Source organism: Mesorhizobium sp. 113-1-2 (genome assembly GCF_016756475.1).
GTDB classification, from domain to species: domain Bacteria; phylum Pseudomonadota; class Alphaproteobacteria; order Rhizobiales; family Rhizobiaceae; genus Mesorhizobium; species Mesorhizobium loti_C.
This window is the reverse complement of record NZ_AP023242.1, coordinates 7,402,731-7,423,637: the sequence shown is the minus strand read 5'-3', so window position 1 is coordinate 7,423,637 and position 20,907 is coordinate 7,402,731. Positions and strand designations below refer to the sequence as shown.

The window sequence follows — 20,907 nt, the reverse complement described above, 5'->3', positions numbered from 1 at the left end:
GTGACAGGGGAGGGGAGGGTCCCTCTGCCGATCGTGCCGCCACCGTTTCAGGACGAGCGACTGAGTTCCTGGATGGAGCGGATCGCCGATGTCTATCAGGTTTCTCTCGACGGCCTGCAGGCCTATGTCGGGTGGGCACGACCCGCCCTGCAGCTCGAGAGCGAGCCCGTGCGGGCTGATATGGAGCGCATCGCAGCCGCGACGCGCAGTTCGGTCGAACGCCTGTTCGCCATGACCTTTCACGACGTGCCGCCGCGCTATCGCACCCTGCTTCGGCCGGCTTCCCGGGAGACTTGCCCTGTCTGCTCGCGCGGCATGCAAAGACCGCAACGGCTGAGAGCCTGGTCCTTCGCGTTTAGCTTCCGCTGCGATCGACACCGTCAGCCGCTATTCGGTTTCGAAACACGTGGGGCCTGCGCTCTGGGCGGTGATGAAGCGTCGGCCCAGCGGGGCGCGGAATTCCTCTATCGATGGGCAATGGGGAGGGATACCGCTGCGGTTCCCGTCGGCTCGGTTCTTTCGCTGCTGCTGTCGCCGTCGCGAAAAGCTTCGTCCCCGGCGCCGTGGGAGCTGGCGCGCCTGCCGCTTGCACATCAGCACGAGCCTTCCATTCTGTCCCGGCCCTGCCGGCGTCCGGCCCTCAGCATCTTGGTGCCGGAATTCGCGCTTGCGGTGCCGATCTATGATCAGCGCCTGCCCTCAACCATCGCCGATTTGCCGAATGCGCCATGGGCGGAGCGATACGCGCTTGCCCTCGGCGTTGCCCGCGTGCTGAAGAATCCGACCGACGCGGTCGTCCGCATCCTGGAGGTTTCCGATGAATTCGGCCGAAAGAAAGTGACGGCGCTGATCCACCGGTGGCCGGCCGCGATCCGCAACGCGGTCGGCCGTGCCGCGCAGCACCCGCGCCACACCAAAGCGAGAGGGGAGGGCAGCGCTACGTCGACGAGCGGCCGCTTCAACCGTCAGCGGGTTCGTGCACCGTCAAACCGAGACGCCTGGCGCGATCGAGCAGATGCTTGACTGACGAGGCCGCCCATTGCCAGCCGCCGCGCGGCGTCCGCTCGCGCATCGCCTCGAGCTGTGCGGCGATCGCCCGCAGACTGAGGTCTGGATCGGCAATCGCAATGCCAGCGACGAGCGTCATCAAGCGGTCTTCCGGCTGTCGTCGCGGCGCGCGCTGGACAAGCGCCGGATCCGCGAGGCCTTCGCGTACCAGGCGGTATACCGACCGGCGAAGGCGTTCCACCGTCCAGCTTTGCCCCTTGTGGTTCAGGACCCGGACGACATCGTCCCAGTTATGCTGCGGACGCAGCCGTCGCACGATAGGCAACCAGCTTTGCGCCGAGGCGATGAGATCGCCGACATAGACGCCGTCCCGGGCCGCGGCGACGGCGCGGATGCTTTCTGGGCGTCGTTCCCGCAGGCCAGGATTGCCAGGCAGTCGACCACGCGCTTTGGCCGCGGCAATTCCAGCCTTCGTGCGCTCGGCGATCAGTGCCCGCTCCAACTGGGCGACCGCGCCGAGCACCTGGAGCGAGAACATCCCCTGCGGCGTCGACGTGTCGATCGGGTCGCGCAGGGAGCGGAAATGCGCGCCGCGCTTTTCGAGCGTCTCGATCACCTCGAGAAGATGGCTGACCGATCGGGCGAGGCGGTCGAGCCTGACGACGACCAGAACGTCGCCGGCGCGGATCTCGCGCATCAGCTTGGTCAGCACCGGCCGCGAGCGCGATGCGCCCGATCCCTGTTCGTGCTGGATGACCGCGCAGCCGGCGTGCCGCAGTTCGTCGGCCTGTGCATCGGTAACCTGGTCCTCCGTCGAGACCCGCGCATAGCCGATGAGGCGGCGCGGTCTGGAAGCAGGGGAGGGGGCTTTGGCCATGGCGGGCTTTCGCGGGGTGTTTCACGGCCATTTGTACAATATCGACGGCTGTTATCAACCGGCCAGTTGCAGACGTGTTTTATCGAGCCTCGTAGACGCCCGCAGAGCGGCATTAGGGGGCTTGGACGCCCCACCGGGCGGAAAAGGTGCAAAATGGCGTCCTGCGCCAACTGAGGGCGAAAGCGCGTCAATTGGGCGGTTTAGGACCGACGCAGCATTCGGAGGCACCCTGGAGCTGGTGAGGTCCGCGGACTTGGCCCCCATTTGCCGCCCTTGGGTGGAGCGGATTTCATGAGACTACCTGCATTTGAATCGGAAATGGTGAGACTACGCGACAAAGCCAGGCGGCCGGCAATGATCATCAATACGGTTGGAAAATCAATTGCTTAAGAGAAAGCTGGTTCGTCGCCATGCAGGTAGTCTCACGAAAACCGATTCAAAAAGGCGGCGAGTCTCACGATTTCCGGTCAGCTGACAATGTAAATCATTAGCCAACTATCTTACTTGGGGTCGACGTCGTGAAAAGTTAAACGATTGATAATGCAACATTATTGTTCGTTTTGATGGCGCGACAAGTGCGGCGGATTCAACGCAAATCGATTGCCAAAAGCGCCGCCTTGATTCATGCTCATTCGCAATGATTCTGCGGCCCCAATCCCTCTCGCGCCATCCTGGTCCGCTCCCTGGAGCGCCAATCGCCACGCCGGCGGTCCTCGTCCCGACCTGGCTGCGCCGCGCCGTGGCCGAGGCGCAAACCGTTGCGGGCAAAGACGTCGCGGATATCGCACTCGTTGCCGGCGCCGCCATCGGCGCGCTCGATGCGGTGGTCCGCCGGCAGGAGCGATGGGCCGGCGCCTGGCGGCAGCGTCTGGCGCTTTCGGCGGCCGCGGCAACAGCGAGGCAGGCAGGCCGCGTCGAGGACGAGGCGGCCCTTCGCGACGCCGTGCTGCTCACCCGCCCGGGCGATTTTTTGTCCGTCGGTCCCGCCGGATCGATGCTGCTGGCTTGGCGCCGGCTGGCCGGCACGCCTGCCGAGAAACTGCTGACCGAGGCCAGCATCGGCGCGGTGCTGGATGACCTCGGTCTCCGCCGCGACGACGACGCAGTCAGCGACCTGGCGGACGATCTTAGACAGCTTTCCGCGGGCATCGGAATGGTCGGCATGCTGACCGGCGCGTTCACGGCTGCCGAAAGATATGGCTTCGCACGAACCTTTGGATACTGGCTCGCCGACGCCCTGCTGGCACAACGGCTCAGTTGGGCACATGCGGTGCCGTTGCTCGGCGCCGAGGCAGCCTTAGGGACAAGCGCCCGCCCGCGTCGATCGGCGGCCAGCTCTCTGGCGACAGGCATTGAGACAGATCCTGAGCGTGCCAAAACTCTGCTTGCCGCGCAGGCGCGGGCCGCGCTGCGCGCGATTGATCTTTCCGCTGAGCTCGAGCGCCGCGCGGACCGGCTGCTTGCGGTTGCGCCGAAACTCAGGGCCAAGGCGGCGGACGTCGTCGTGGAAAAGCTGCTCTCTGACGACGCGATCGTCGCCTCGGAACAAATCGCCGGCATGAGCGATCGCGGCCTGCGCCGCCTGTTCGACCGGCTGGTCGAGCTCGGTGCCGTGCGCGAATTGTCAGGCCGATCGACCTTCCGCATCTACGGGCTGTGAGAACGATGGCCCTGACAACGCGTGCAAACAGAGCGAAAGGCAGAACAGACGAAAGTCTGTTTGACCGGGAACTGGACCATCTGCCGCCGGATGCGCGTTGGCGCGAATGGATGCACCGCGTCGAAGCAACGATTTTTGCGGCCAGTGAACCGGTCGGCCGCGAAACGTTGGCTCGGATCGTCGGCAAGAGCTGCAGCATCGATCTTTTGATCGACGACATTCGCGAGGAATTGCGCGGCCGGCCCTACGACCTCGTCTCTGTCGCCGGCGGCTGGAAACACCTGACCCGGCCGGCCTATGCCGACGCCATCCGCAGTGCATTTGGCACAGCCGGCGGCGGCAACGGGCGTGCCGTAGACCTGACGCAGTCAGACGTGTTGGTGCTGATGTGCATCGCCTATTTCCAGCCGATCACCAGAGCCGAACTGTCGTCCTTCTTCGGCAAGGAAATTTCGCGCGACCTGATCGGCCATCTCCGCGGTGCTGGCCTGATCGCTTCCGGTCCGCGCAGCCCGACGCCCGGCGCGCCCTACACCTACGTGACGACAAAAGCGTTCCTGCTCGAGTTCGCCCTCGACACGCTGCGCGATCTGCCGGATTTCGGGGCATTGGAGGATGCCGGACTGCTGAGCAAGGAGAAGCTGCTGGCTGGTGACATCATGCCCGAGTTTTCCGGGAGCCAGCAGGAAGCCGGGGTTATGGCTGAAGACTAGCGATTGCCACAGCGCTGTGAAACGACGGCAGTGAGCTTTACGGAGCAGGGTCGGGTATGATACCCGTTCTCTAGGTCGGGCATCATACCCATACTTGGAGGCACATGCAGCTGGTTAGGTCTCGGGATGTTCCCGCTCTTACAGGGCTCACTGCCGACCAATTGCGGGAATGGACCGTTCGGCGAGGGCTGGTTCAGCCGGACGAGCCAGCACAGAAGCGGGGTAGAGAGGCGAAGTTTTCCTGGCAGACTCTGCTGGTACTTCGCATCGCCGTTGTGCTGCGCACCCGCTTCCACGTCGAACTCCAGGCCCATCGCGAGCTTCTTGCGTCGGCTCGCAGGTTGTTGGAAGGCTCCTCGTTCCCCGGACTTTGGGGAGGAACGCTCGCCATTTACGGCTTGACACGATGCGAGCTGCTGAACGCACGAACGACACCCTTGTCGGCGGAAGAGGATGCGATCCTACTTCGCCTCAACCGTCACTTAGAGGCACTCTCCCAAGGATTCGGGCTTATTGACCCGGTCTCGCAATTGCCTCTCTTCCCGGCGATTGGCCTCCGAGGTTCAGGCGAAAGCCTGCCCGTCGATCGCCGACGTGCAGAAGGGACACGCCGATGAACGCGCTACTCGCCATCGAGACCGAACTCCGCCAACTCGGTTACGCGTCAGACGCAGTCATCCGGGACTACGTCTTTGCTGACGTCCTCTCGACGGTCGGAGAGTCACGTCGTGTGGAACTGGCAGCGTTTACACAGACGCCCGAATCCTACCGATCTGCAGCCTTCGGGGTTGTAGTCGAAGAGGACGAGACATCATTGCTCGAGCGCCGCGCGCTTGGAGCGCCGATCCTGTTTTCGATCGGTCGGCAAGACATCGGTGTCTGGCGTGTCGGCGCGCAGGGCGCGCCCCGACTGCTCGAACGGGTGAGCTTCGCCGCTATTCCCGAGCTGTTCCAGCGGAATGCCGAGCGCTGGCGGCCGCAGGCCCTACATCGCGCAAAATCATTAGGCCCGACCCAGACGGCCTATCAGCTCGATTTCGTCGACCTTGGTCTACTGCCGGCCATCGAGCACGAAGTCGAAGACAAGCTCGATCGACTGCTGCGCCAGGTTGTAGACGAGCTGATGACTGGCCTGCATGGCGAGACACAAGAGAGAGTGTTCCGCACAACGTTCCGCTTGCTCGCAGCGAAGATCCTGCTCGATCGTGAGCATCCGGCGGCGATCACCTGGCGGGACGTGCCTGTAGATAAAGTCTTGGACGGCATCGAGAGTTACTACGGTCTCGGGCGGTTGCCGTCTGAGCCTCTCGGCGGCCTGCCGCGCCCGCCGACGGAGACGGCCTGGCAAACTCTGCTGCAGGCGATCAGCTTTAGGAACATCTCCTCGGACAGCTTGGCCTTCGTGTATGAGAATACGCTAGTGACCAAAGATACGCGTAGGCGGTTTGGGACGCATAGTACTCCTCGGCAGGTGGCGGAATATGTAATCAGTCGCCTCGACCTTAGCAGCTTCGAGCTTGATGGGCTTACCATCTTCGAACCGTTCACGGGAGCCGGTGCATTTCTTGTCGCAGCGCTACGCCATCTGCGCGACCTTTTACCTGAGGGACTTTCGGCCGAGGAGCGACACGCATTTCTAGTGCCACGGATCCGAGGCGCAGAGATCGATGCGTTCGCTTGCGAGGTGGCAACGCTGTCGCTGATCCTCGCGGACTATCCGAACGCGAACGGCTGGAAGATCGCCAACGAGGACCTGTTCAGGCCGACTGCACTCGCGCAGCAGATCGGATCGGCGAAAATCGTGCTGTGCAACCCGCCTTGGGAGGACTTCGACGGCGAAGAACGCTCCGAATATCCCGAGATGGCTGCGAAGTCCTTCTCGAAGCCAATGGCCGTCCTTCGAACCGTTTTGGACGCCGGGCCGGAAGGGATCGGATTCGTCTTGCCGCAGGGCTTTCTGCGGCAGCAGCAATATGTCCAACTTCGGCAGCTCATCGCTGAGCGTTACCAGCATATCGATCTGACTTCGCTCCCCGACCGCATTTTCCAACGCGCCGGATTCGAGACAGCTATCTTGATTGCCAGCGGACGGCGCGCCGAGGTTGCCCATGGGCCCACACGCTTGGTGTCAAGCGTAGTTTCCGATCGTGGCCGGCTCGACTTCCTAGCAACCGGAAAATTGACTACCGAGCGACGCAGAACCAAGGAAGTTCACTCGGGCGACCTGTGGATCGGAGAGCTCGACGAGCTGTGGGAATTGGCTGATCGCTTTCCGCGATTGGGCAAAATGGCCGAAGTATATCGCGGGCTGCAGTGGTTGAACCAAGGCAGCGCGATCTCCAAGTCGCCGCGCAAGGGTTTCACCCCAGGAGTGTATAAACCGGCAGATTCTCTGGCGCAATATTGCATGCACAACTTCATTTACCTCAACATGAGCCCCGAAGCCGCAATGTACCCGGGGCCACTCGGTCGACCGTGGGACCAACCCAAGGTTTTGGCCAACGTTGCTCGCCTTTCAAGGGGGCCTTGGCGGATGGCGGCCGCCTCCGACAGGTCCGGTCTCGTTGCCTCCCAAGGCTTCTTCGGCATTTGGCCCACGAGCGACAACCTTCCACTTGAAGCGTTGGAGGCCATCCTGAATGGGCCTCTCGCCAATGCTTTTATGACGGAGCGTGCGACCAATCAGCATTTTACCAATGCATCGCTAAAGTCGCTACCGATGCCTAAGAGGGCTCTCGATCAAGTGGTTGAGGCGGTGAAGCGCTATCGTGCGGCCTGCCGGACAGCAGATAAGGAAGTGTTGCGAGCCGTGGAGAGGGATGAACTCTTGAGCAAGCTTTTGATCGAGATTGATGCGGAGGTACTGAGGGCTTACGACCTGCCCCCACGCTTGGAGCGGCGTTTGCTCGAATTCTTCCGCGGTCATGAATACGAACGCCGTGTCGCCCACCCATTCCGAGGATGGCTGCCGGAGGACTTTACGGCGTACATGCCGCTGCATGAATACTTGGGTCCTCTAGTCGAACACAATCGCGGGGCTTGGGCGCTCGAGGCATTCACGCCGGCACCGGACGAGGAAGTAGAGACGCTTAGGCGGTACATCCACTAATGGACACCTATCTCCTCGACACCAACCTCGTGTCCGTCCTCTACGACGTGAGCCGACCGAACCACCAAACTGTTCGCGACGCGCTTGCAACCTTTGACGCCAACGCTCCGCAACTCGTCTCGGTTATTACGATGGGCGAGTTGCGCTTTGGTCTTGCTCTCTCGCGAGCCGCAGGCCGTCCGCTTGGCCATATCGAAGCGTGTATCGAGCGAACCGAGGAACATCCGTTGGCCGAAGTCGGTCGCCATACCGCCGAGGCGTTCGGATATGTTAAGTCGAGCGTCGCTCTCCAGCGTTTAGATATCCAACGGCGGCTGCCGCGTTGGGTCGAAGCTTGGTCGGATCGGGTGACTGGGCAAGTGCTCCAGATTGACGAAAACGACCTGTGGATCGCTGCTCAGGCGGTGGAGCGCAATCTGGTCGTGGTGACGTCCGACCCCGACTTCACTCATGTAATCGCACCTGCTGTACCCGAACTCCGCGTCCAGCTTGTATAACGGAGCTAAAATCACGGGGCCATCCTTCGGTACTCATCACCGCCCAGACCGCTTGACAGTCAAAGCCGCAAATCGCTGTGCCGGGCCATACCATCACCGCTGAGAAGGGAAGCCTCGGCCTGCGATGGTTGGCGTCTTTCCTAGCCTGAAGGTTTAATTAATTAGGACTGATTCTTCATTATCTAGTCGCAAAGTTGTAAGGGGGGCAAATGTCAGGAAAGTTGTTTTTTATCGAGGGTCCCGACGGAGTTGGCAAAACGACGACGATCGAACTCTTGAAGGTCGCCTTAGGGCAACGATCTGGCCGCTTTGAATTCTTGAGCTTTCCGGGGAAAGCTGAAGGCACCCTTGGCGCAGTCGTTTATCGTATTCACCACGACCCGGCGGCATTTAGAATAGGGACAATGAGCGAGCTTTCGAAGCAGGCGCTTCATATTGCCGCTCACCTTGATGCCATCGAACGGCTGATCGTGCCAGCGCTGCAATCCGGGACACATATCATCCTCGATCGTTTCTGGTGGTCGACGGTCGTCTATGGCGCGGCCGCCGGTGTGCATCAAGCCGGCTTGCGAACACTCGTGGAAGCCGAACGACTTGTCTGGGATAAGTTTCAGCCGGCACTCGCCATTCTTCTCGATCGGGATCGGCCAATCGATCGGGATGACGAGATCAGCAGTTGGTTGAAGCTGCGTGACGCTTACCGGAGTCTCGCACTCGAGGAGCGTTCTCATTATCCAGTGGAAATTGTCTCAAATATGCGCACACCCGGAGAAGCAGTTTCGGCGATCGTCGAGCTTATCGAAAGGACGGTGGAGGAATGATGTCCGATTTTCCGACATTGCCTGTTGGAAAAACGGACGAATTATGTTAGGCGTTGGTAACACCTCTTGGAGGACCGCGCCTTGCCAACCGATCCGAGTACCAAAGTCAAAGTTCCCCTCTATCCCCTCGAGCACGTTCAGGAAACGCTGCTTGCTGAGCTCATCAAGTCCGTCAAGGATCTGGCGGAATTTGAAGGGGTTCTTCTTCCAAAATCTCAAAACGAGCTGATCACAAAGGCGATCCATATCGATTCCCACACCGTGGTCGAAATTCTCTGCGTTCTTGATGAGGTGGTCGGCTTCGAGGTTGGGCAGGCAGCTGTACGACCTGGCGGGTATGAATCCATCCAGGAAGCTGTCGATGATGTAACAGCGCGCACGGCCAAGCTCTGGGATAAGCATTTTGATGGGGGGGTGGCATGAAAGACCCCGCCAACCACGAAAAAAAGCCGGACGAGGCCGAGCGCCTGGCCATCGCCGAAAAACTGCGTCAATCTAGGGAATATATCGGGCTTAGCCAGGACGAAGTCGCCAGCCGTCTTAATATTCCGCGGAGCGCTCTTTCCAACATTGAAACCGGCCAACGCAAGGTCGATGTTATTGAGCTTCGAAAACTCGCCACACTTTACCGGAGACCGGTAAGCTACTTCACGAACGACGCCGACCCATCGGACATTTCGGGCCCGGTGCGCCATTTGGCCCGCACTGCATCCAAGCTGTCATCAAACGACCTTGAGGAACTGAGCCGCTTCGCAGACTTTTTGAAGAGCCGCTCTTCGATCGAGGACGAGTAGGATGACAGCAATCGAAAACGCCATTCGAAAAGCGATGGCCGCCGCCGGTCGGCTACAGAACGATCTGGCGATTCGAGACAGGATCGAACGCGCCAACGGTGCTTTGAATGGCCAGATCGACGTTTTTGGCGTCATGGCACATCTCAACCTACCGCTCATCTTTCGCCCTTTGGAAGGTCTGCTCGGAGCATTCATGAGCGAGCCAGTTCCCGGAGTGCTTGTTACCACCAAGCGGCCACTCAGCGTGCAACGGTTCACCGCGGCTCACGAGCTCGGACATTTTTATCTCAAGCACAGGCCAAGCCTTGATGACGATTCGATCCTGCGCCGCAGCCCCTTTGCGGCTTCAAAGAATACAAATCTTCAAGAGGTAGAGGCGGATGCATTCGCCGCGTCATTTCTCCTGCCTCAATGGCTGGCACTCTTTCATTGTAAGCGACACGGCTGGACGAAGCCTGATCTTCCCCATCCTCGAATCGTCTATCAGCTGTCGCTGCGGGCCGGCACGAGCTACTCCGCTACCTGCTGGACGCTTGCCCGCTATAATTTGATCAGCCGTTCAGATGCAAAACGCCTTGCCGACATAGAGCCCAAGAGGATTAAAAAGGGCATCCTCGGCGACGTGGAGCCGACAGCATATTATGGTGATGTCTGGGAGCTAAGCGAGGCAGACAGAGGAGAAGTTCTTCACGGCGGCCCCAACGATCTTTTTGTGATGCGCCTGGAGGAGAACGCCGGCGCCGGCTATCTATGGCGTGTTGACGAGCTGACGCCGGATGCATTCGCGGTCAGGGAAGATGTCCGGGAGGTGACCGGGGAGGAGAACGCAGGGGGGCCTGTCGTTCGAAGGATCGTCGCGCAATCTGTGAGGCAGCAGCAAGGCACGATCCGGATGACGGAAGCGCGGCCTTGGCAGCCTGGCAGCGTTATCAATGACTATACGCTCGACGTAGATCTTAATGGCCCTGAAGTCGCGGGCTGGTCACGGGCGGAACGTCGTTTCCGACTGGAGGCTGCGTAATGTCGAGGCCGTCGCTCGCCCATGACCTGCGCAGCATGTTTGGAGAAGTGCGTGATCAGGGCGTGCGCCCAACATGCTTGGCTTTTGCTGTGAGCGATTGCCATGCGGCGGTTCGCGACGGGTGGGATCCACTTTCGGCCGAATTTGTCTTTTACCACGCGCAGAGGCGTGCAGGCCTGCTGCCGAACCAAGGTGCGCTGCTATTGCACATCCTTGAAGCGATCCGCGACGACGGACAGCCTCCCGAGACAAGCTGGCCCTATCTTGCAGACTTACCTGAGGACCTGAGCCATTGGGGGCCGCCGGTCGTCAAGACTAAATATTTTCGAAACTTCGAGCGCGGTCCGGGGTCTTTTGACGAGATCCTTGCGAATTTGCTGGGAGGATCTCCGACCGTAGTAGTGCTGTACATCGGCGAAGCATTCTACAACCCTGGCGGCCAAGGAATTGTCGCAGGCTATCCTGGCGAGAAAGATGTCACCCGTCATGCCGTTATCGCCGTAGGCGCTGGGATCGTGGGAGGGCGACGGGCTCTGCTCGTGCGCAATTCCTGGGGACTGTTCTGGGGTCTGAATGGCCATGCGTGGGTTACCGAGGATTACGTTTCACAGAGATTGCGCCGGATCGCGGTGCTGAAGGAGGAAGTCGGTGTATCTGCCCATCAAAACGCAGCCTAGCTGTGCGTCTGCTTGGCTCGCGGCCGTCACTGCCGTCAATTCGGCCAGCGGCAGCCACGATGCACAAAACGTTATCGTGGACGTCGCCAACCCGACAGTCATGAGCGACGCCGACCTAGAGGTTATCTCCCTTGTCGATGAGTACCTCCGGGAATACGACAGATATCCTGTAGAGACTGTCGCCAACACTATCTTTCCTCGCTCTCTATTCTTGAGACATAAGGCTCCCGCCTTCTATGACGTTTACCGAACCAAGGTTCTTCCGCGCATCAAAAAGGGCGATTGGGGACGATACTTCGATCGTATGATCACCTTTCCGCTGCAGAAAAAGGGAAAATACCTCAATCCCTTGGACGAAATGGTGACGAAAATGCGCGATCAAGTTGCATCCGGCAGGTGTTTCCGTAACGTCTACGAGATCACTATCTACGATCCCATCCGTGACGCCGGTCCCCTGATGAACAGACAGTGCCTGAGCTTCCTAAGCTTCAAGCTTACGGATGGGCCTGAGCGCAAGCTTCTGCTGACGGCGATGTACCGCAATCACTACTACATCGAACGGCTTCTGGGAAATCTCATAGGCCTCGGCCGCTTGATGAAATTCGTTGCAGACGAGGTGAAAGTCGACGTGGGAAGCCTGACGATCGTTTCGACCCATGCCGTAGTCGACTGCCCGTCGGACAGGGAAAGCCTGAGTGACCTCCTTGATGAGGCTCGAGCGACGGGAAGCCTGAGAGAGGCAGCCTGATCAGAGAAGATGCAGTTGTGTCTGGGGGACCGCTCTACCCCGAACGCTGTAAAACGTCTCCAGTGCACCTATGAATTCATTCTGTCCGCCGTAACTTGGATGCCGTACCGCTGTTGCGGCCAGATCAAGATCCGCGAGGGCGGACTGCGCATCGCGGCCGATTGCAACGAGATGTTTTGGTCTGAGGGCGGCGATCAGACTTTCAAGCAGGGGCTTGCAGGCAAGCCTCTCGCTTTTTGTATGGCAGCGGTTGGTCATCGGATCCCCTGCCGCATGAGGATGGAAAGGAAAGACGTTCCATAAAAAAATCGGCTGCTCGATCGATCTCAGCATCTGCCAGATGACCGTAGCCGTTCTCTCGGCAATCGGAGGTCCTTTCGTTGCTCTGTACAACGGCGCTGTGCCGAGCAAATCTGCGTGCCAATCGAGATGCAATTCATCAGTTAGCGCAAGTCCGGTGCGGCGACCACCTCGATAGCCAAGATCGCGGGCGATCCAGAATGAATGAACACCCCGCGCTAACGCGGCATCCAGAACCGCTTCGAGGTTCCTGCGCCGGATCGCCGGCGCTTCGTCGGTATCGAAATCTGGGCAAGCGTCAACATACGGATTGAACGCGTTTTCAAACCTGTACGAGGCAAGTTCTTCGACAAAGGCTGCAGCTTTCATGGCGCAAGTTCCTGCACGGTCATGCTCCGTTTGTCTAGATCAAGAACCAACCGTCCACGACGATGTTCCTTGAGATAACGGTAGGCCGAATTGCCCGTCAGGATAGCCTGTTCCCAAAGCCACAGAGGGCAAGTTTCGGACTCGAAGCCATGAACAAATCCCTTGACCGTCTTCAGCAAGTTTAGATCGACCTCGTCTCGGTTTTCAAAGAAGCCGTACTCCTTCGCACGCGAAAAAACGTAGGCTGCTACGCCTTCCTCAACGATGATCGCTCGTAGGCCGTCCTCGCCGTCGTCCACCTTGGTTTTGCTTTTCCGTTTCACCTTCAGAAGCGCCCGTGTCACCGGCGACCACCCCAGGACGGCTGCGTAAGCATAGTGGAACGCGTCATGGAAACGATAGAAATCTTCGACGATGTTATTGTCGGTAAGCCGGTCACCAATATTAACGCCGTTGCACCGCTGGTACACATAGGCTTTGTCGCCGCTCGGTCGTTCGAAGATCTCAATCTCCAGATGCCGTGGCAACTGCTCCTCCGGGAGGAAGTCGATGTCGAACAAAGCTGGCGGCGTCCGTTCGAGCGGCCATTTGTCTCGTGCCTTCAGAATATTGCGAACGGCGGCATCGCCCAATGTCACGCCAGCTTCGGTGGCGGCATCAATGAGATTTCGGAAAATGACCGACAACTTGCTGAGAAGTAACGGTCTGTCCGTTTTGGAAACAGCTTCGCCGTGCTCGTTGGCGAGATTTCCAACAGCGTTCGCGAGTTTCAGAAGGGTCCGTGAAACTTCGGGGGTCGGAAATGGGAGTCGAAGGCTAGGCTGCGGCTGTAACTGCGCGAAGGTAAGCGGCCCATCGCGAGAATGAAGGAAGTCCGTTGCCAGCTCTTCGAGCGAAATATCCGCCTGCGCCGCGATGATCGCCAGATACCAAAGCGCATCACCGAACTCCTCGATCACACCGCGTTCATACGAGTCGTATGCGTTAGCGTCTCGCTGCTTTTTCTTTACCTCGCTCAGGAGACTGCCGGTCTCTCCGAACAATCCAAGGATGGGCAAACCCAGACCGGTCGCCTTGCCGTGCGTTTTGTCTGTCGTCTTCGCAGCAGTCTGGTAATCATTCAGCGTAATCGTAGAAGCGTCCATCCCCGAATCCTCCCTATGATACGAGGGTGACAGACTATTCGTGAAATAGGAATCGGAGACTTTGAACTTGTAGGTGCTGTGGCTTGCTGGCCACAGGCTTTCAGGTTAATTGCAAAAGGGGGTGAGAGAATGGTGCAGGTCGTTTTTGTTCACGGCGTTGCCAACAGAAAATCAGACGCCGGTTTCGACGCGAATGTGGCGGTTCGGGATCGCCGGTTCAAGGAACTCGCGTTTTCGTCAGCGGACTTCACAATCCGCAATCCCTATTGGGGCGAGTTTGGCGCCGACCCTCAGTGGAAGTTGGCTTCGGTCCCGAACTTCGATGCCGATTACCAGGCACTTGGTAGTGGTGCCGCCTTGGCCCAAGGCGGTGGCTCTCAAATAGTTGAAGCCGCCCGAATCGATTTTGCCGCGGTGGTAGGGGCACTTTCCGTCGCTGCAATCTCGAACCCAAACGAGGCGCCCGCTCAGGATATTGAACTCTTTTGGATGAGAGTGGCCAGATATGCTGCAGCCCAGCCCAAGCCTGCATGGTTGGGCACCGTGACTGACGACGCACAGTTTTGCGATCGGCTGCGCAAAGAGGCCGAGGCTGGCGCCGCCATTCAAGCGCTGGGATTTCTCGATCAGGTGAAAGCCGCAGCCGACAAAATAAAGGGCAGCGCTTCCAATCTCGTCAACGGCCCGTTCGCCCGGGCTGGCCGGGAAAAGATCACGCCGGGTCTCGCTATCTTTATCGGGGATGTTTTTCGGTACCTGCGAGAAAACGACGCTCGCAATCAGATTCGTAAGACAGTTTCCGAGGCGATTGTTGCCGCGGGCAAACAGAGAAAACCTAACGAGCCATTCGTATTGGTCGGCCACAGCATGGGCGGCGTAATCCTTTATGACCTGCTCTCGAGCAGCGAAACTGTCGAGGGCTTTTCCGCAGCCATTGGGACGAAATTTGCCGTCGATCTCTTTCTTACCGTTGGCTCACAAGTCGCGCTTTTTGAGGAAATGAAGCTCTATGAGGCAAGCCGCTCCGAATTCTCGGGGCAATCCAGATCGGTACCGAGGCCAGAGGCGGTCAAGAACTGGTGGAATGCCTTTGACAAGATGGACGTGCTTTCCTTCATCACATCGCCGATTTTTGAAGGCGCCGAGGATTTCTCCGTTGATACGATCGCAGGCGTGCTTGACGCTCACGGGGCGTATTTTTCCAGCACGATGTTCTACGCCCGGCTCAACGCTCGTCTGAAGAATATAGGGCTTGCGCCGTGACGACAATCTACCTTCGGCTAGCTGACGCACCTCAGACCCACGCATTCATCATCGGATGTGGCCGCTTTCCGAGCCTCAGCGCCAACGGGTCGGCCGACAGGGTGGCGACGACCGCCGGTGCACGCGCTATCGTCCGCTTCCTCCTTGATCGGGCTGACAGCTTGATCGCCCCGCTAGGTTCGATCGAAGTGTTGTTGTCCGATCCGGCTCAACTCGCCGGCCAGGATACGCTCAGCCTGGGCATCGTGGATCACGATCCTCGGGCCGACGACGTCGTTCAGCCAGCCAACGAAGCCAATTATCACACGGCCGGGGATCGCTGGATCGGACGATGCCGCCCAGGCGATCATATGTTTTTTTATATTGCGTCGCACGGCGTGACCGACAGCGATACAACGGCCGTTGCCGTGTTGGAAGATATCCGCTCCATCAATCACAGGCCATGGGCGCAATCGATTAACATCACGCAGCTGGCGTCGGCGTTGCCAACTTTGCAAGCCGACGGCTGTTGGGTCTTTCTGGACGCCTGCCAGGAAGTCATTCCAGCTATATTTCAGCAAATCAACGGAGCGCAAAGCCCAGCTCTGATCACCCCCGATATTACCGCGCTTACTAGACGGCGGACAAGCTCGGTTTCGCTAGCCGGATCTAGGCTCGGCACCAGCGCTTGGGCTCCGACCGATGGAGCGCCGCCTTTCTTCACACAGGCCTTGATCGAAGGCTTAAGTGGAGCGAGCGTCGAATTCTCCAATCCCGACGGCTGGGTGGTGACCGGACAGCAAATCCTATTTACACTAGGCCGTATTGCAAATGCTGCCCTCAACAATACCGATCTGCAAACAGAGTCTCTTACGCAATTCAACAGGGATGTTAAGTTGCTGAGGGTACCACACCCGCAGATTCCCGTCGTCGTACGAACGGCGGTCGAAAGCCACATGATTGCCGCAGTGTCTGTCACGGCGAATGATGGAAACGGGCGGATTTTTACCAAGAACGACGCTGAGATGGCGTGGAGATTTCGTGTCGATCCCGATCTCACTCGTTACACAACCTCCGCGCAATTCCCAGGCGGGAGTCCCTCGTATCAAGATCAAGTCTTCACAGCCGCTCCTCCCGCCCAGATCGTGGAGCTCGTGGAATGATCGACGATCCTGATGTGCACAATGTCCGCATCGTCGGGCCAGCGCATGTCCCGTACCACTTCCGCTTAATTGGCATGAACCGTGAATTAAGCGGGGCAGATCTTCTGAGCAACAAAGACGGAGTTGCAGAGACGCAACTGCAGGCTGGGACATTCTTATGTTACGCGGAAGATCTCACGACAGGGGCCTTGACGACGACCAAAATCGACATTGTCGGCGGCTTGGACCCTTTTATCGTCGAACTAGGCGAGAAGCCGCTACGGACGACAGTAGCCTCTAATTTTCGACCAAGTCGCATTCAAGCGTATGAATCGTTCCGAACGGCCTCTGCGGTGCCAATCGACATCGACGAAGATCTTGTGCCAGTGGTCTCCCCCAACCTGGCTGAATATGCCGCTAAGCAATTTTCGAGCGCCACTACGCCGCTCACTTCACGTTTGGAAAAGCGGTTCTCGATTGGTCTTTCGATCGATCTTACTTCGGCTCGAAGGGGAGGGTGGCGCGCTTTTCAGCGAGTCGAGGGACTCCATCCGCGAAAGGACGGCAACCAGATCATCATCGATTTTGGCTCTCTAGCGTTTCGGCCTAAGGAGCGGCTGCGTTTGAGCGTCGGCATTGAAGGCGACCAAGTCTGGCAAGTTAACGTGCCGCTGTTCGAGACCGGCCTAAACGCAGAAATCGCATTAGTCAAATCCGGCTTCGGTCCAGAGCTTGCGTTGCGCTTGGTTGCACCGGATCCCAGCCTTTCGTTGGTACTTGCTGGTTCGAGCGGATCGTATCCAGGCGGCTTGGAAAGAATTTCCGGTTTCCAGTCGGATCGTCGAGGAAAGCTCGACGCCGACCCGTGGACAGACCTTTCTTGGGCTCTTGCCGATATCAGGGCGGGGGCTGTCCCTCGGCTGCCGGGTGAAGGGCCATGGCCTTGGAACAAATATGACCCGATAAGCGATGGGTATGTTGTGTGGGCATGGATGACTGCAGCAGGCGCCGCCAAAACCTCACTCAGTCTTGATCGGCGCTGCCTTAACACGTTGGTGCAAGCCCGCAAACTTGGGCGGCCCTATTTCTCGGCCACAAGTGAATTGGCGGTCGAAATGTTGGAAGCGCTGGCCCTGTCATCAAGTGATTCTGCAATCCGCGCGAATGCGAAGTACGAAGCCGCAATATGGACCCGCCGAGGAAAGACCAAACTCAAAGCCGGACCATTCTATGCGTGGGAGCGCCCAGAACGAAACCTGCAAGCTGGCAAACTGCCGACTGGGAACTACAGAACATTGGCTTCGGGCCGCCTTCGCAGTGATGCTTTGGAACTCGAAAAGGTTCTGGTATAGTCGAGAGCTGATCGTGGCTTCGGGATGGCGTTTCGAGACCTGATGTTCGAGCGAACGAAGCTCCCTAACTTCTATGGCTTTGAGCAAATGCGCCATATTTCGATGGGCTGCTCGCTGGGTCGTGACTCTAACAAAGAGCCGGGCTCGATGTTCACCGTCTGTGCCTCGAAAGTCGCATAAAAGGGCAGTGTGGAACTTCAGTGCTGCCTCGGCTGCCCTGCGCGCTCGACGATTTGGTCGATCTGTCATCGCCGAACTACAGCGGGGGCGGCCCCGTCCATAGCGTGCTGTCTTGCGATTGGTCGAGCTCGCCAAGAACATGCGAAGGGAGTACAAGACCGGGATGCGCGAGGGGAGCGTTGCTTCACGAGCCATGCTCGCCTGGCTGACGCGCGATCGCTTGCCGGAGAAAGCGTCGCAGGAGCGACGCGTCAGGGAGCATTCCCGGCGCTGACCATGCCGCGGATCGCCTTCACGCTAGAAACCGCGTTTCAGGGGCACATTGGCACCATAGGGTCAGACCCCAAGCCTGGTTACGCGTCAGGACCTCGTATCTATTTCACCCACTTGCGTACGCGGTGCACGATCTCTGATGTTGAGATCCCGTAGCGGTCGTGAAGTGTCGGTAGCGCGCCGGCGTCGAGAAATTCGTCGGGCAGTGCGATCTGGCGGAAGACAGGGGTCACGCCCTCGATCATCAGCAGGCCAGCGACACCTTCGCCCAACCCGCCCCCCGCGGGTCACTTCAAATTCCCCCGGGTAGGGTCAGTCAAACTCCCCCACCCGCAAGACAGGACAGAGGTGGATTTGTTAGTTTGACTTTGTTTCCCGGGCAAGGGCTTCAGCGGCTTCTTTGAGGCGATAGCTGCGTCCATCGAACTCAAGCAGATGGCAATGATGCATCAGCCGATCGAGTATCGTCGTGCTCATGGTGTTGTCTCGCAGATATGTCCCCCAGTCCTGCACGACCCGATTGGAGGTGACGATGACGCTGCGGCGCAGTTTGTAGCGCTGATGAATCAGGGTCTGCAGCCATGCGCCGGCGTCGTCGGGGATGGCGCGTGCGAGGAACAGATCGTCCAGCACGAGGAGATCGCAGTCGATGATTGTTCGCATCCGGGCCTCGCGGTGCGCGGGGGTGTTCAGAGCGTGGCGGTGGAAGAAGTCATCGGTCTCGAGATACTGGACCTTGTGGCTGTACAGGATCGCCTGATAGGCAATCGCCTTGGCGATGTGAGATTTCCCGGTGCCCGGTTTGCCGACCAGCAGCGCGTTCTCGCCGGCGGCAATGAACGCCAGTGTGTGAAGCTGGAAGCAAGTTTGGCGCGGCAATTTGGGATTGAAGGACCAGTCGAATTCGGCGAGCGTCAGTTTTTCATCGAGCCCGGATTGCTGATATCGCCGCTCGATAAGGCGGGATTGGCGACGATCCAGTTCGTCCTGCAGGATCAAGGAGAAGGTCTCGAGGAAGGGTTGGTTTGCGCCCTGCGCCTGCAGCACGCGCGTCTGCAGCGTGTCGCGGACGCCCGACAGGCGCAGCTGTCGCAGGCAGCGTTCAATTTCGGGTATGGTCATCATGGGGTTGGGTCTCCAGTTTGAGGTGAGAAGGGGTAACGGCAGCGCTCGTGGCGTCGAAGCTGGTCGGGGTTGCGCAGGCGCCACGAGCGCGGGTTGCAGAGGCGCGGTCGTCATCAGCCTCGGCCTGCCGGCCATTGTTGCCGGCATCGTGTCGCACAGCACGGCTGAAGAGGTCGCCATATTCCGTGGGGGCGCGGATCAGTGGATGATCCTGGGTGAGCTGCGATGCCGGCTGTGGGGCTTCTTCAACCTGTTGCAGCGCCTGCTCAAACAGCCGCTCGACAGTCGCGCGTACGTGCTTGTAACGGTAGATGCGGTTGCTGATGGCATGAGCACAGGCCTGCTCGACCAGCGGTGTCGGATACTTCCGGCTCAGCCCGACAATGCCCCACATCGCGCGCTGTCCGGGGCGTCCCTCGGCATCGAACATGTGTTGACACAGGGCCTTGGTTTGTGGGCCGATGCGACCCGCGTTCGCCAGCAGCACGGCGGTTTGCCGTGACGGATTGAACGGCCGTTCGTTGATCGGCAGGACGACAGAACCGGGGTGCGTCATCCGGGGATGAATCCGCAGCAGCGCATGGGTGTGGCGATCACGGATCTCGATCGTGGAAGTGTAGATGCGCACGACGACCTGACTGCCGATGGGCGCGGGCCGCGCGGCGTAATAGCTGCTGTCGACGCGTACGGTGGTGTCGTCGCAGACGGTCCGAACGACTTCAGTGAAGATGCGGAAGGGTGCGACAGGCAGCGGTCGCAGATGCGGCTTCTCCTCCTGGAACATGGCCTCGACCTGACGGCGAGTGCTGCCGTGGATGCGCTTGGAAGCCCAGTTCTCCTCCCAATGCCTCAAGAACTCGTTCTGGGCTTCCAGCGTCTCGAAGCGCCGTCCGGCCAGCGCGGTCCCCTGGGTATGTTGAATCGCATTCTCGACGCTCCCCTTCCGATTGGGGTCCGCCACGCGGGCCGGATCGGCGACGACGCCGTAATGAGCCAGCATCGCACTGTAGATCGGATTGAGCTCGGGCTCGTACAGATCGGGCTTGAGGACGCCTTCCTTCAGGTTGTCGAGCACCACATAACTGGCCACCCCGCCAAAATATCGAAATGCCTCTTCGTGAAGCTGCGCCCAGACTTGCTGGCTGGATTGCCAGACCACTCGTCGGAAGCTGCGCCGCGAATAGCGCAGCGTCATCACGAACAGGCGGGGACGACGGTACCGGCCGCTCTTGGGATCGATCGTCGGCGCGCCCTCGCCATAGTCGACCTGAGCCTCCTCGCCGGGGAGGAACTCAAGACGATCAAACTGCTTGGGATCGCTGTGTCGCAACGTGCGCACAAACCGCTTGACGCTTTGGTAGCTGGACGGAAAGCCAAACTGATCGACCAGGTCCTGGTAAATCGCCTGCGCATTTCGCTTCAGGCGGACCTGTTCTTCGATCCACGCCCGATGCAGTTCGCAGGCCGAGCGGGCCAGGCTGCTGGTGACCGTCGCTCCCGACACCCCAAAAGCCGGTGGTCGGGGTGGAGGAATTTGGTCCTCCGCGCTCGCCGAGCCGGTGGTCACTTCCCCGGGGGAATTTGCTTCCGCACCAGCCCGCTGCGCTCCGTAACGCCGAATCGTCTTGCGGTCGACACCCGTCAGCCTTTGAATCTCGCGCTGGCTGGTGTTGCGATCAAGTAATGTTAGTACGGTGCTTTGCAGATGTGCCTTCAAGACGTTCAACTCCCGGTCCCCTCGCTGTATGAGGGGATGAAAATAAACGTCCTGCCTTACCGGCTACCGCTGTTCAGTAGCGCTGCCGGTGATCATCAGGTGGGGGAGTTTCAAGTGACCATACCCGGGGGATTTTG

The 20,907-nt window shown here is 59.3% G+C and carries 19 protein-coding genes and 1 pseudogene; 14 read left to right on the top strand and 6 right to left on the bottom strand.

From position 1 onward, the window contains the following. Positions 1-1,023 carry a TniQ family protein gene (locus JN279_RS35640; protein ID WP_342216301.1) on the top strand — a complete coding sequence of 341 codons (1,023 nt, stop codon included), beginning with the start codon at positions 1-3 and terminating at the stop codon, positions 1,021-1,023. On the opposite strand, the gene JN279_RS35635 is transcribed toward JN279_RS35640, so the two are convergent. Further along, positions 959-1,885, bottom strand: coding sequence for a recombinase family protein (locus JN279_RS35635; RefSeq protein ID WP_202351500.1), 927 nt, complete (start codon positions 1,883-1,885; stop codon positions 959-961). The two genes, JN279_RS35640 and JN279_RS35635, sit on opposite strands and share 65 nt — an antisense overlap. Positions 1,886-2,522: 637 nt before the next feature. Here JN279_RS35635 and JN279_RS35630 point away from each other — a divergent pair. From JN279_RS35630 to JN279_RS35585, 10 genes are all read left to right on the top strand, one after another. After that, positions 2,523-3,545 carry a DUF1403 family protein gene (locus JN279_RS35630; protein WP_202351499.1) on the top strand — a complete coding sequence of 341 codons (1,023 nt, stop codon included), beginning with the start codon at positions 2,523-2,525 and terminating at the stop codon, positions 3,543-3,545. Positions 3,546-3,550: 5 nt separating this feature from the next. Further along, positions 3,551-4,258: an SMC-Scp complex subunit ScpB gene (gene scpB / locus JN279_RS35625; RefSeq protein WP_202351498.1), complete on the top strand. Its 708-nt coding sequence runs from the start codon at positions 3,551-3,553 to the stop codon at positions 4,256-4,258. Positions 4,259-4,871: 613 nt separating this feature from the next. Then, positions 4,872-7,367 (top strand): N-6 DNA methylase, encoded by a 2,496-nt coding sequence (locus JN279_RS35620; RefSeq protein ID WP_202351497.1) that lies wholly within the window; start codon positions 4,872-4,874, stop codon positions 7,365-7,367. Continuing rightward, positions 7,367-7,864, top strand: coding sequence for a PIN domain-containing protein (locus JN279_RS35615; protein WP_202351496.1), 498 nt, complete (start codon positions 7,367-7,369; stop codon positions 7,862-7,864). Before JN279_RS35620 ends, JN279_RS35615 begins: the two co-directional genes overlap by 1 nt. A gap of 209 nt (positions 7,865-8,073) precedes the next feature. Then, entirely contained in the window at positions 8,074-8,685 is a 612-nt protein-coding gene (locus JN279_RS35610; RefSeq protein WP_202351495.1) for a dTMP kinase, read from the top strand. A gap of 81 nt (positions 8,686-8,766) precedes the next feature. Beyond that, a complete protein-coding gene (locus JN279_RS35605) occupies positions 8,767-9,108 on the top strand; it encodes a hypothetical protein (RefSeq protein ID WP_202351494.1) in 342 nt (113 codons plus the stop codon). After that, positions 9,105-9,479: a helix-turn-helix domain-containing protein gene (locus JN279_RS35600; protein WP_202351493.1), complete on the top strand. Its 375-nt coding sequence runs from the start codon at positions 9,105-9,107 to the stop codon at positions 9,477-9,479. Before JN279_RS35605 ends, JN279_RS35600 begins: the two co-directional genes overlap by 4 nt. A 1-nt stretch (position 9,480) precedes the next feature. After that, entirely contained in the window at positions 9,481-10,500 is a 1,020-nt protein-coding gene (locus JN279_RS35595; RefSeq protein WP_202351492.1) for a protease inhibitor I42 family protein, read from the top strand. Next, positions 10,500-11,177, top strand: a complete 678-nt coding sequence (locus tag JN279_RS35590) for a C1 family peptidase (protein ID WP_202351491.1) — start codon at positions 10,500-10,502, stop codon at positions 11,175-11,177. The genes JN279_RS35595 and JN279_RS35590 overlap by 1 nt, the downstream gene beginning before the upstream one ends. Next, the gene (locus JN279_RS35585) at positions 11,149-11,925 is read left to right on the top strand and encodes a hypothetical protein (RefSeq protein ID WP_202351490.1); all 777 of its coding nucleotides are present in this window, start codon (positions 11,149-11,151) and stop codon (positions 11,923-11,925) included. The genes JN279_RS35590 and JN279_RS35585 overlap by 29 nt, the downstream gene beginning before the upstream one ends. Here JN279_RS35585 and JN279_RS35580 read toward each other — a convergent pair whose 3' ends face one another. Both JN279_RS35580 and JN279_RS35575 read right to left on the bottom strand, forming a co-directional pair. Continuing rightward, positions 11,926-12,594, bottom strand: a complete 669-nt coding sequence (locus tag JN279_RS35580) for a uracil-DNA glycosylase (RefSeq protein ID WP_202351489.1) — start codon at positions 12,592-12,594, stop codon at positions 11,926-11,928. Then, positions 12,591-13,739: a nucleoside triphosphate pyrophosphohydrolase family protein gene (locus JN279_RS35575; RefSeq protein WP_202351488.1), complete on the bottom strand. Its 1,149-nt coding sequence runs from the start codon at positions 13,737-13,739 to the stop codon at positions 12,591-12,593. Before JN279_RS35575 ends, JN279_RS35580 begins: the two co-directional genes overlap by 4 nt. 129 nt (positions 13,740-13,868) lie before the next feature. Between JN279_RS35575 and JN279_RS35570 the strand changes: the two genes are divergently transcribed. From JN279_RS35570 to JN279_RS35560, 3 genes are read left to right on the top strand one after another with little or no spacing between them, the layout of a single operon-like run. Beyond that, complete coding sequence (locus JN279_RS35570; RefSeq protein ID WP_202351487.1) at positions 13,869-15,002, top strand: hypothetical protein; 1,134 nt, start codon at positions 13,869-13,871, stop codon at positions 15,000-15,002. After that, positions 14,999-16,144 (top strand): caspase family protein, encoded by a 1,146-nt coding sequence (locus tag JN279_RS35565; RefSeq protein WP_202351486.1) that lies wholly within the window; start codon positions 14,999-15,001, stop codon positions 16,142-16,144. The genes JN279_RS35570 and JN279_RS35565 overlap by 4 nt, the downstream gene beginning before the upstream one ends. Continuing rightward, positions 16,141-17,475: a hypothetical protein gene (locus tag JN279_RS35560; RefSeq protein WP_202351485.1), complete on the top strand. Its 1,335-nt coding sequence runs from the start codon at positions 16,141-16,143 to the stop codon at positions 17,473-17,475. Before JN279_RS35565 ends, JN279_RS35560 begins: the two co-directional genes overlap by 4 nt. A gap of 554 nt (positions 17,476-18,029) precedes the next feature. Here the strand turns inward: JN279_RS35560 and JN279_RS35555 are convergent. From JN279_RS35555 to istA, 3 genes and pseudogenes are all read right to left on the bottom strand, one after another. Next, positions 18,030-18,206, bottom strand: a pseudogene (locus JN279_RS35555) (transketolase family protein); the annotation flags it as partial. A 79-nt stretch (positions 18,207-18,285) separates the two neighbouring features. Further along, complete coding sequence (gene istB, locus JN279_RS35550) at positions 18,286-19,053, bottom strand: IS21-like element helper ATPase IstB (RefSeq protein ID WP_202351484.1); 768 nt, start codon at positions 19,051-19,053, stop codon at positions 18,286-18,288. Beyond that, positions 19,031-20,779 carry an IS21 family transposase gene (gene istA / locus JN279_RS35545; RefSeq protein WP_202351483.1) on the bottom strand — a complete coding sequence of 583 codons (1,749 nt, stop codon included), beginning with the start codon at positions 20,777-20,779 and terminating at the stop codon, positions 19,031-19,033. The genes istB and istA overlap by 23 nt, the downstream gene beginning before the upstream one ends. Positions 20,780-20,907: the final 128 nt, after the last annotated feature.